Consider the following 11,285-nt stretch of genomic DNA (forward strand, 5'->3'; position numbering starts at 1 on the left):
CGTCACCGGACCGCCCGCTATGCGGAATTTCCCCGGCAGGACATGCGCCTCCAGTTCCTGGCGGATCAGGGTCGCCAGATCGGCGCCGGACCAGCGGGTGTTCGCCAGAAGCGTATGGGCGCGGGCGACTGCCGCCACCCGTCCCTGGACGACCTGAGCGAAGTCGGCGGAGTTGTCGGCCCTGCTGAGGATGACGATGCTCTGGACGACGGCGAGCGCGTTCTTGGCCCGGTGATCGACCTCCTGCATCAGCAGGCGCTGATGGGCTTCCGCCTCGTGGCGGTCGGTCAGGTCGGCGGCCATGCTGACGACCAGGCGCCGGCCGCTTCCGTCGCGGCCGATAGGCGCCGACCGGAACGCCCAGATGCGCTCGCGCCCATCCGCCGTCCTGATCGTGTATTCGCCCTCGTCGAGCGGCCGGTCCAGCTGGTAGAGCCGTTCGATATCGGACGACGGGGCGACGCATGTTTCATGGGCGCGCCTGCTCCACTCGTTGATCGTCGGGATTTCCTACGGCGAATATCCCGATGCTTCCGTCCAGGCCCGCCTGAGATAGATGATCTCTCCATCCTCGGCATGGACGATGGCGGGGAACGGTGCTCCCTCGACCACCCGGCGCAACCTTTCCTCGCTCTCCCGGAGCGCCGCCGTCCGGCTTTTTATCAGCGACGCCGTGTCATGAAGCGTCTTGCCGACAGTATCGATTTCCGCGATGCGGGGATGAACCACGGTCAGGGGATGACCCTCGCCCAAGGCCCGCGCCGAGCCGGATAGTTGCGTGATGGACTGGGCGAGTATCCGTGAAAGATGCACCGCCACCAGCAGGCCGATCAGGAAGAGCAGCCCGCCGCCGCCCGCGAACAGTGTCAGGGTCCATCGGGGCTGAACGCTGACCAGGGATTCGGGCACGCTTACGCCGACCAGCCAGCCGGATGCCTGGGAGCGATGATAGGCCTGGAGCGACAGGATGCCCTCCAGGTTGCCGGTGCGGTCGATCCCCCTGGGGAAGTCCTTGATCCTGGCCCAGGTATCGGCGGGAACGCTGGTGCCGACGAACTCACGCGCCCCTTTCGAGCGGGCAATGACGATCCCGTCCCGGTCGATCAGGCCCGCCAGCCATCCGGGCGGCAGGCGGTCGGCGGAGAGGATGGATTGCAGCCGTTCCAGCGATAGGGTCAGGCTCAGCAGGTAGCTGACCTGGTCGTTCCGAACGACCGGAATGACCACCATCAGGAGCGGAGCTCTCGACACCGTACCGGTCAGGAGGTTGGAGATCTGGGGGCGCCGGGTTTCGATGGCCCTCAGGTCGACATCGAACACCGGATTGCGCGGCAATGCCGCGCCCCATGGCAGCCGTGTATTGATCAATTGCTGGCTGGAGAGGTCGCGGATCAGGACATTGGTGCCCAGGAGGTCGCGGACCTCCGCCGCATACCGGTAGAAGCTTGCGAAATCTCCGGTGGTCAGGCTCTCCGAAAGCGCCAGCACCTCGCCGACCGCCAGGATGCGGGCGAGTTCCCGGTCGATGTCGTCGCCCAAAAGCCGCGCGCGGTCCGTGACCTGCGCCTCCGTCGCCACCCGTTCGTCGCGGGTGTTCCGAATGAGGAGAGCCGCCGAGAACAGGAGATGCGGAACGATGCAGGCAATCACAAGCAGGATGAGCCACGTTCTCAACCGATAGGAACGGCGGGATAGTAGAGACTTCACAGCGTTGGGAAAAGCAAATATCAAGCGGCGGATTTCCTAATCAGCAACCAAAACATCACCGATAACAACCATGATGTGTGCTGATAAAGGGGAGTAACATGGTTAATGTCCTTAAGTACAGGATCATGCCGCCCGCTTCAAATATTCTTGGGATCCCGCAGTACCTACCTTGCTTTGAGCCGGAAGTTACAAAGCCCTTTAAATGTCACTGACTTTCTTTATGTTCCGGAAGTTATTGTTGCGATCCATGAGCTTCATCCTACCGGCAGGCTGAACCGGAAGGTCGTGCCGAACCCTTCCACGCTTTCCGCGCCGATCCAGCCACCGCAACGCTCGACCAGTTCCCGGCAGAGGATCAGGCCGAGGCCGGTGCCCGGCTCGCCCTCGGTTCCCGGCGTCGAGCGCGGGAGGCGGCCGGCTTCGCCGTCCATGGGCGGGTACTGCGCCGGGAACAGCGATTGCAGAGTATCGGCGCTCATCCCGATCCCGTCGTCCGCTACGGAGACCACAAGGTCCCGTTCGCACGTATCGGCCACCACGCGCACCGTACCCCCTGGCCGCGTGAACTTGATCGCGTTGTTGACCAGATTGCGGACGACGGTGCCGATCGCTTCGGCTTCGGTATCGACCTCCAGCGGCGGGGCGTAGACGATCAGGTCCACTCCTTTCGCCTCGGCCGTGGCGAAGCTCAGCGTCAGGGCGTCGTGGATCGTCTGGCGCAGTTCCGCCGGGCCGCTGGCGGTGGAGACGTCCATCTGGAGGAAGGCCCAGCGCAGCAGGTTGTCCAGCAGGTCCTGCATGTTGCGCATCGCCGCGAAACAGCCGGCGGCGGCGGCGGCGCGGTCCTCGCCGCTCAGGCGGCTGCGCGGGTTCGCCAGGGTTTCCGACAGCGACATCGCCGCGGTCAGCGGCGAGCGGAGGTCGTGGGCGATGGCGCGCAGCAGGGATTCGCGCTGGTGGAGCGAGCGGCCGATCCGGACCGACTGACGCTCGCCCTCGCGCATGCGGAGATCCAGCGTCTGGAGCGAGCGGCTGATCGACTGGACCTCGGCATAGTCGCTGAAGATGGGGACCGGCGCCCGGTCGTCACCGGCGGCCAGACGGCTTGCCGCCAGCCGGATCGCGGTCAGCGGACGGGTGACGCGGGTTGCGATCACCCAGCCGGAGGAGAACAGCACCAGTCCGGCCAGCGCCGTGAAGCCGGCGGTGCCGGCCGACATCCAGACGAGCGGCCGGGCCGCGAAGTCGAGCGGCTGGACCGCGACGACGCTCCAGCCCAGCCCTTCCAGGTCGGGAGTACGCTGCCCGGCCGCCCGGCCGACGTCGAACTCGCGCCCGCCGATGTTCACCAGCTGGAAGAAGCGGTCGTCCGGCATGCCGCCGCCGAAAGCCACCGCCGACCCCAGCAGGGCGGACGGTCCGTCGATCACGGTGCCCTCGCGGTTCAGCAGCAGCAGTTCGGTGCCGTCGCGCAAGGGGTGGTGGTCCGCCAGGGCGGCCCGTTCGGGGTCGAGCGGCGGCGACGTGTCCGGAGGGACGGCGCTGATCTGCGCCAGCGCCATGTGCAGCGCCGGTTCGCGCGACGCCAGCGCCCGTTCCAGCAGACGCCGGGTCAGGCTGGCCTGGGCCTGCGTCGCCATCGTGCTGAGCGACACGCCGACCTGTTCGCGGATGCGCGGCATCACGACAACAGCGTCCATCGCCCAGGCGAAGACCAGCAGCGTCACCACGATCACGGCGCCCAGGGCAACGACGATCTTGCTGCGCAGCGGAAAGGCTATCTTCATGGTCCTCGTCCCTATCTCAAATCGTCGGTTTGGCGTGTGCCGGCGTTTCCGCCCCGACCGCCAGCGGGCGCAGCCAGCGGCCGAGCAGGCGTTCCAGGTCGTCCATCACGGTGAAGAAGACCGGGACGTAGACGAGACTGAGCACCGTGGACGACAGCAGTCCGCCGATCACCGCGATCGCCATCGGCGCACGCGTTTCCGCATCCGCACCCCAGCCGAGCGCCAGCGGCAGCATGCCGGCCCCCATGGCGAGCGAGGTCATGACGATGGGCCGCGCCCGCTTCGCCGCCGCGTCGAGCAGCGCCGAGGTCCGGTCCAACCCCCGTTCGGTCCGCGCCATCAGCGCGTAGTCGACCAGCAGGATCGAGTTCTTGGCGGCGATGCCCATCAGCAGCAGCAGCCCGATCAGGGCGGAGATCGCCAGCGCGTTTCCCGACAGCAGCAGGAACCCCAGCGCTCCGCCGACCGACAGCGGCAGCGCCACCATGATCGTGACCGGCTGGACGAAGCTGCGGAACAGCAGGACCAGCGTCGCGTACATCAGGAAGATGCCCGCCGTGAGCGCCGTCGCGAAGCCGGTGAACAGCTCCCGCATCCGCTCCTCGTCGCCGCGCTTCAGCTCGGTGACGCCCGGGGGCAGCGCCCGCATCGTCGGCAGCGCGGCAACCCGCGCCGACGCCTCGCCTAGCGTCAGGCTGGACAGGTTGGCTTCCACCGTGGCGCTCCGCCGCCGGTCCACCCGCAGGATGCTGGTCGGGCCGGCGCCGAAGCCGATTTCGGCTATCGAGCCGAGCGGCACTGTGGCCCGCGTTCCGGAAACCGGCAGCACGGCCAGACGGGACGGATCGTTCAGCGCGTCCTGGGGCAACGCCGCCAGGATCGGGATCTGCCGGTCTCCCAGGTTGAACTTGGGCAGGTTGCGGTCGGTGTCGCCCAGCGTCGCCACCTGCACCGCCAGCGCTATCGCGGTCGGCGTCACGCCGACTTCCGCCGCGCGCGCGTCGTCCGGCCTGATGATCAGTTCCGACCGCGAGATCGCCGAGGTGGAGACCGGGTTCAGGAAACCGGGCACCGTCCGCATGTCGCGCAGCAGGGCGGCGCGTGCCGCATTCAGCGCCGCCGGGTCGTCGCCCGTCAGCGTCACCGATACCTTCGCGCCGGATTGTCCGTCCGCGCCGAACTGGATGCGGGCGCCGGGGATGCCGGCGAGCATCGCGGAAGCGCGCTTCTCGAACGCCTGCTGCGATACGCTCCGCTCCCCGCGCGGCACGAGGTTGACCGTCATGGCCGCCGAGCGGACCTCTCCGGCGGAAGCGGCCTGTGGCCCCATGCCGGCGGATGTCGGCGTCCCGATGGAGGCGAAGATCCCCGCCACCTCCGGTTCGCCCCGAAGCCGCGCGCTGATCCCCTGCACGACCGCGTCGGTTTCGGCCAGCGTGGCGCCGGGCGGCAGCTGGACCGAGACCAGCGAGCGTCCCCGGTCGGAGGCGGGCATGAAGTCCATCGGCAGCAGCCGCGCCAGCCCCATCGACCCGGCGAAGAACGCCACCCCGAGCGCCAGCGTGACCCAGCGCCGGCGCAGCGCCTTTCGCAGCAGCCAGAGATAGGCCGGGACCCATTTCGGCGCGTCGTCCCGGTGACCCTCCGCCCGGATCAGAAACGCTCCCATCAGCGGGGTGAGCATCCGCGCCACCAGCAGCGAGAACGCCACGGAAACGCATGTGGCGATGGCGAAGCTCTTGAAGATCTGGCCGGGGATGCCCGGCATGAAGGCGACCGGCAGGAACACCGCGACGATGGTCCCGGTCGTCGCCACCACCGCCAGCCCGATCTCGTCGGCCGCCTCGATCGCGGCTTCCCAGGCGCGCTTGCCGCTGTGGCGCATGTGGCGGACGATGTTCTCGATCTCGACGATGGCGTCGTCCACCAGAATGCCGACCACCAGCGACAGCGCCAGGAGCGTGATGTTGTTCAGCGACAGGTCGAGCAGCCGCATCACCGCGAAGGTCGGGATCAGCGACAGCGGCAGCGCCACCGAGGAGATCAGGGTCGCGCGGATGTCGCGCAGGAACAGCCAGACGACGCCGACCGCCAGCAAGGCCCCGATCCACAGAGCCTCGACCGCGGCGGCGTAGCTTTCCGCGACGAAGTCCGACGACGAGGTGACTTCGCGGAACGTCACGTCGGCACGGCTTCGGTCGAGCTTGGCCACCGCGGCGCGGACGGCCCCGGTCACGTCGATCTCGCTGGAGCCGACCGAGCGGAAGACGCTGAAGGCGACGACCTCCTTGCCGTCCAGCCGGGCGCGCTGGCGCGGCTCCTCCCAGCCGTCCCTGACGGTGCCGAGGTCCGCCAGCCGGACGCTTCCGCCGCCGCCGGCCAGCCTGACGCGGGTGTCGGCCAGGGCCGCCACGGTGACGGCGCTGCCCAGCGTCCTGACCGACTGCTCCCGCCCGCCGACGCTGGCCCGGCCGCCGGGCTGGTTGACGTTGACGTCGGCCAGGGTGCGGCTGATCTCGTCCGCTCTGACGCCGAGCGCCGCCAGCCTGTCGGGATCCAGTTCGATCCGGATGACGCGGTCGACGCCGCCTGAACGCTCGACCTTGGAGACGCCGTCCACCCCCAGCAGCGCCTTGCCGACATCGTTGTCGACGAACCAGCTCAAGCCGTCGGGAGCCATTGCCGGGGCTTCCACGACGAAGGTCAGGATCGCCCGGCCGGTATCGTCCATCCGTGCGATCACCGGGCTTTCGGCTCCGGCCGGCAGGTTGCCCTGGATGCCGGCGACGGCGTTCCGGACGTCGTTGGTCGCACGGTCGACGTCGGTCCCCAGGATGAACCGGATCGTCGTCGTCGAGCTTCCCTCGCCGACGGTGGAGGAGATGTCGTCGACGTTGCCGACGCCGGCCACCGCGTTCTCGACGATCCGGGTGACCTGGGTCTCCAGTTCCGTGGGAGCGGCGCCCGACTGCGCCACGGTCACCGTGACCGTCGGCATGTCGATGTCGGGCATGTTGTTGGTGCGGAGGCCCGTGAAGCCGAGCACGCCGGCGCCGGTCAGGAACAGGAACAGGACGACGGTCGGGACCGGATGGCGGATCGACCAGGAGGAAAGACCGTTCGATATAGGGCCGCTCGATATGGAACCGTTCATGGCGCGCCCTCTCCCCCATCCGCCTGCTGGGTGACGACCCGCACGACGTTCCCGTCGTCCAGGAAACCGGCGCCTGCGACGACGACGCTTTCGCCGCCGGCAAGACCGCTCACGATGGCGACCCGTCCGCCGGCGCGGGCGCCGGTCTCGACGGTCCGCAGTTCCACCGTGCCGTCCGCTCCGACGGTGAAGACCGCCGGCTGACCGTCGCGCCAGACCAGCGATTGTTCCGCTACCGAAAGCACCATCCGCTCGTCGGCCTGGATCGTGACCCGGACGAACATGCCCTGGAGCAGGCCGGCGTCGTCCGGCAACGTCAGATACGCGGTGCCGAGGCGCGTCAGGGGATCGACCTTCGCCGCCGTCGCCCGGACTTCGGCCCGGATCGTGCCGCCGGCGGCATCCATCACGGTGGCGGTCTGGCCCGGCTCGACGGCGGGCATGTCCCGCTCCGGCACCAGGGCTTCGACCTCCAGCCGGTCGTCGCGCAGGATGCGGAACAGTTCGGTGCCGGTCTGGACGACGACGCCGAGCACGGCGGGCTTGGCGGCGATCGTGCCGGAAACCGGGGCCGTGACGCGGGTCTGGCCGAGCTTGACGTCCATCAGGTCGAGCGCCGCCTTTGCCTGCGCCAGCTTGGCGCGGGCGGTGCGGGTCGCGGTGGCGCGCTCGTCCACCGTTTCCCGGCTGACCGCATTGGTCGCCGCCAGCTTCCGCGACCGTTCCTCCGCCAGCAGGGCATTGGCGAGGTTGGCTTCCGCCTCCTCGACCGCGGCCTTCTGCTGCGCCTTCTCAGCGGTCAGGCCGCTGTCGTCGAGCAGGGCCAGGACCTGACCGGCTTCGACGCGGTCGCCCTCCCCCACCCGGACATCGACCAGGGCCAGACCGCTGATCCGTGCGCCCAGCACCAGTTCCTGCCACGCCGCTACCGTGCCGGTGGCGGTGACGCGCGATGCCATGGCGCTGCGTTCCGCAGCCTGTACCGTGACGCCCAATCCTGTTGCCGGCCCGCTCGCCGCGGCGGCGTCGGCCGTCCTGTCGCTTGCTCCGAACTGTCCGCAGGCGGCCAGCAGCAGCACCAGCGCCGCTCCGGCGCATCCCTTCGCAATCTTCAATTTCCTGTTCCCTCACGGACCCATGACGGACAGCGCCGTCGCGAGCATCATGATCAGAAGTCCCGCCATCGCCAGGACGGCGGCTGCCGTTACGGACCACTCCCTGACCCGGTCACCCTTGCTTTCCATCGGCCGCATTGCCTTTCGGTTGGATCCGGCTCGCCCGATCCAACCCGATCGGTCCGGCGATAGGGCGGACCATAAGGGACGGTCATTGCGGCATTTCTTCAGTACATTGCGGAGCGTGACGGCCGGCGGCGGAATTGTTTCCGAACGTTGCCGCCCTGCCCGCGGACACGCTCCGTTGCAAAAATCCCGTCGCGGCGCGCAAGGCGGGCGGCGTATAAACCAGGGGTGATGCAGACATCTCCTCATATTCTCGTCGTGGACGACGATCATGAAATCCGGCGGCTGCTTGGCCGCTATCTGGACAGCCAAGGTTTCCGCGTGACGCTCGCCGCCGACCGGCGGGAGTTCGAGAAGAGGTTCCCCGACAGCCAGATCGATCTGGTCGTCCTGGACGTCATGCTGCCGGACGGCTCCGGCCTGGAAATCTGCCGCAACCTGCGCGGTCAGCGGCAGTATGTCCCGATCATCCTCCTGACGGCCCTGAAGGAGGAGATAGACCGGATCATCGGCCTGGAAATCGGCGCCGACGACTATCTAGCCAAGCCCTTCAATCCGCGCGAGTTGGTCGCCCGCATCCGCGCCGTTCTGCGGCGGGGCTGGGAGGCGCCGGAACCGGTGACCGACAAGCTGTTCCGCTTCGTGGGCTTCACCGCCGACCCGGCGACCCGCCGCCTGACCGATCCTGCCGGCGAGGAGGTCGCCCTGACCGCCGGGGAGTTCGAGCTCTTCTGCGCGTCTTTCTCGAACGTCCCGGCCGCGTGCTGTCGCGCGACCAGCTGCTAGACCTGACGCAGGGGCGGGAGAGCGACCCGTTCGGGCGCTCGATCGACGTGCTGGTCAGCCGTCTGCGGCGCAAGCTGGGCGACACCGGCAGCTTCCAGATCTTCAAGACGGTGCGGAACGGCGGCTATCAGCTTGCCGCGCGTCGAAACGTCGGATTGAACGCCTTGGAGTCCGTGCGCGCGTCCTTGCGGACAAAGCTGGCGCTGGTGCTGGTCGTCGCCATCGTCGCGGTGGTCGGCCTTGCCACCAGCGTCACGATGGTCCTGGTCAAGAGCCCCGGACCGCTCCAGATCATGGACCCGATCGCCCGGCAGATCCGCCTGATCTCCGACCTTGCGGGACGGAACGGCGCCGCCGCCGCGGACGGGCTGAGGTTCGATCCGGTCCCCCCGTCCGATCCCGTCTCGCCCCATTTCACGCAGGACCTGCGGGACGCCCTGGCGAGGACGGGCGAGCCGCTGCCGGTCGTCATCACCCGGCCGGAGCACGGTACCGCCCCCGGACATCCGCCCATGAGCGTGTCGATCCCGGTGCCGGGACGCGGCTGGCTGGTGATGCCGTTGCAGGAGCTGCCGCCGCCCGGACCGCCCTGGATGCTGCTGGTCGGCTACATGGCGCTGATCGCCGTCGGGGCCACGGCGGTCGCCCTGTTCGCCGCCGCCAAGATTTCCCGCCCGCTGGGCATGCTGGAACAGGCGATCACCAGCATCGGTCCCGACGGCAACCTGCCGCATCTTCCGGAAACCGGCCCGGAGGAAGTCAGGGCGACCGCTCAGGCTCTCAACCGCCTGTCGTCCCGCCTCAAGACGGCGATGGAAAGCAGGATGCGGCTGGTCGCGGCCGCCGGTCACGACCTGCGGACGCCGATGACGCGGCTGCGCCTGCGGGCCGAGTTCCTGCCCGACGACGAACGGGACCAATGGCTGAACGACCTGGAGGAACTGGACCGCATCGCCGACAGCGCCATCGGTCTGGTCCGGGAGGAGGCGGAGCCAGGATCGGCCGAGCCGCTGGCGCTGGACCGCCTGATTACCGCCCTTGTGGACGATCTGGCGGCGATGGGAATGAACGTGCGCCTGGGTGCGGTAGAGCCGGCCTGGACGAGGGCCGGTCCGCTGGCGCTCAAGCGGGCATTGCGCAACCTGATCATCAACGCCGCCACCCATGGCGGCGGCGCCACGGTCGAGGTCGCGATACGGGGCGAGGCTCCCACCGTCGTCATCGCCGACCGCGGTCCCGGCATCCCCCCCGAGCTGATCGAGCAGGCGTTCGAGCCGTTCTTCCGCGTCGATCCAGGCCGGCGCCAGCAGGTTCCCGGCGCCGGCCTGGGGCTGGCGATCGCGCGCGAGATCGTCGTGCGGAGCGGCGGCGGCATCGCCATCCGCAACCGCGACGGGGGCGGCCTGATCCAGACCGTGACGCTCGCCCCCGTGCCGTCGGAGTCGAGAGCGGCCTTACTGGATCAGGTTGGCTGAGCCCAGCAGTTCGACCGGGACCTGGACGCCCAGCTTCTGAACGCTGTTCATGTTGATGTACAAGGTCGGCGCGGTATCGACGATGACGGGAGTGTCCGAGATCTTGCGGCCCTTGAGCACGACGCCGGCGACGGCGTCGGCGAGCAGGGCGCCCAGCTTCTCGTTGCTGGCGGTCATCCCGACCAGGGCGCCATCCTTGACCGCCTTCTCATGATAGGTGAACACCGGCTTGTCGCCCGCCGCCGCGATGACCGCCTTGGCGTTGTCGATGATCAGGGCCTGCCGGCCGATGACGAGCGCGTCGACTTCCGAAAGCTTCGCCTGGATGGCGGAGGCGATCTGGTCGGCGGCGGGAACCGCGATCAGCTGGCAGGTCAGGGCGAGCTTGCGGCAGGCCTCCAGGCTCGGGCCGGCTTCCGCCGCCGAACTGGCCTGACCGGCTTCCTGGACGAAGGCAATGCGCTTCACCTTGGGCGTCAATGCGATAAAGCTCTGCAACTGGATTTCCGGCGCGATGAAATACGAGGCCGCCGTATAGTTGCCTTCCGGCTTTTCCGGATGTTCGATGAGGTCGAGTTCGGCCACGTTGTTGACCGATCCGAAGAAGGTCGGCTTCTTGGTCGGACTGGCCTTCACGTACTCGGCGGCATTCGACCGGAACAGGACGATGGCGTCCTTTTCGGTATCGAAGCGCTTCAGGATCGCGCCGAATTCCTCGTTGGTCGGGACTTCCTTGATGGTTTCGACCTTGAGTTCGGGCGCTATCGCGGTCAGCCGTTCCTTGAAAGCTTTTTCCCAGATCAGGATGGAGGCGGATTTGCCCGGCCAGGAAATGCCGATCTCCGCCGCATGAGCAACGCCAAAGGCCGCCGAAGCGAAAAACCCGGACGCAATTATACAGATGCGACCGAAGCCGGCTAATTTTTTCATGCTCATGCTTTTCCCCATACTTTGCTTTATTACAATATTGAAAGATATCGAACCAATATCTCTTCAACGACTTGCACGATTAATACAAATAAACATAAAATGCTCGATACGTGGCGAACTGTCGCTATCCGAAGGGTTAGCGATCGGCATCAAGCTTGACTTGTCCCGAACGCTGGATGTCGGGCCTCTTCAGCCCGATATCGAC

General features: G+C 67.8%; 9 protein-coding genes. 3 read left to right on the forward strand and 6 right to left on the reverse strand.

From position 1 onward, the window contains the following. From AC5JJ6_RS23795 to AC5JJ6_RS23815, 5 genes are all read right to left on the reverse strand, one after another. Nucleotides 1-303 (reverse strand): HWE histidine kinase domain-containing protein (locus AC5JJ6_RS23795; protein WP_496044435.1); only part of this gene is annotated, 303 nt, incomplete at its 3' end. Between the two features lie 207 nt (nucleotides 304-510). Further along, nucleotides 511-1,650, reverse strand: coding sequence for a cache domain-containing protein (locus AC5JJ6_RS23800; RefSeq protein WP_496044436.1), 1,140 nt, complete (start codon nucleotides 1,648-1,650; stop codon nucleotides 511-513). Nucleotides 1,651-1,961: 311 nt separating this feature from the next. Next, nucleotides 1,962-3,494, reverse strand: a complete 1,533-nt coding sequence (locus AC5JJ6_RS23805; RefSeq protein WP_496044437.1) for a sensor histidine kinase — start codon at nucleotides 3,492-3,494, stop codon at nucleotides 1,962-1,964. Nucleotides 3,495-3,510: 16 nt separating this feature from the next. After that, a complete protein-coding gene (locus AC5JJ6_RS23810; protein ID WP_496044438.1) occupies nucleotides 3,511-6,648 on the reverse strand; it encodes an efflux RND transporter permease subunit in 3,138 nt (1,045 codons plus the stop codon). After that, nucleotides 6,645-7,763: an efflux RND transporter periplasmic adaptor subunit gene (locus AC5JJ6_RS23815; RefSeq protein WP_496044439.1), complete on the reverse strand. Its 1,119-nt coding sequence runs from the start codon at nucleotides 7,761-7,763 to the stop codon at nucleotides 6,645-6,647. The genes AC5JJ6_RS23810 and AC5JJ6_RS23815 overlap by 4 nt, the downstream gene beginning before the upstream one ends. Nucleotides 7,764-8,120: 357 nt before the next feature. Between AC5JJ6_RS23815 and AC5JJ6_RS23820 the strand changes: the two genes are divergently transcribed. Both AC5JJ6_RS23820 and AC5JJ6_RS23825 read left to right on the forward strand, forming a co-directional pair. After that, on the forward strand, nucleotides 8,121-8,675 hold the full coding sequence (locus tag AC5JJ6_RS23820; protein WP_496044440.1) for a response regulator: 555 nt from the start codon (nucleotides 8,121-8,123) through the stop codon (nucleotides 8,673-8,675). Then, the gene (locus AC5JJ6_RS23825; protein ID WP_496044441.1) at nucleotides 8,651-10,150 is read left to right on the forward strand and encodes an ATP-binding protein; all 1,500 of its coding nucleotides are present in this window, start codon (nucleotides 8,651-8,653) and stop codon (nucleotides 10,148-10,150) included. Before AC5JJ6_RS23820 ends, AC5JJ6_RS23825 begins: the two co-directional genes overlap by 25 nt. Here AC5JJ6_RS23825 and AC5JJ6_RS23830 read toward each other — a convergent pair. After that, nucleotides 10,130-11,080 carry an ABC transporter substrate-binding protein gene (locus AC5JJ6_RS23830; RefSeq protein ID WP_496044442.1) on the reverse strand — a complete coding sequence of 317 codons (951 nt, stop codon included), beginning with the start codon at nucleotides 11,078-11,080 and terminating at the stop codon, nucleotides 10,130-10,132. The two genes, AC5JJ6_RS23825 and AC5JJ6_RS23830, sit on opposite strands and share 21 nt — an antisense overlap. Between AC5JJ6_RS23830 and AC5JJ6_RS23835 the strand changes: the two genes are divergently transcribed. Continuing rightward, nucleotides 11,079-11,285 (forward strand): hypothetical protein (locus tag AC5JJ6_RS23835; protein ID WP_496044443.1); only part of this gene is annotated, 207 nt, incomplete at its 3' end. The two genes, AC5JJ6_RS23830 and AC5JJ6_RS23835, sit on opposite strands and share 2 nt — an antisense overlap.

This window comes from Skermanella sp. (assembly GCF_059503625.1).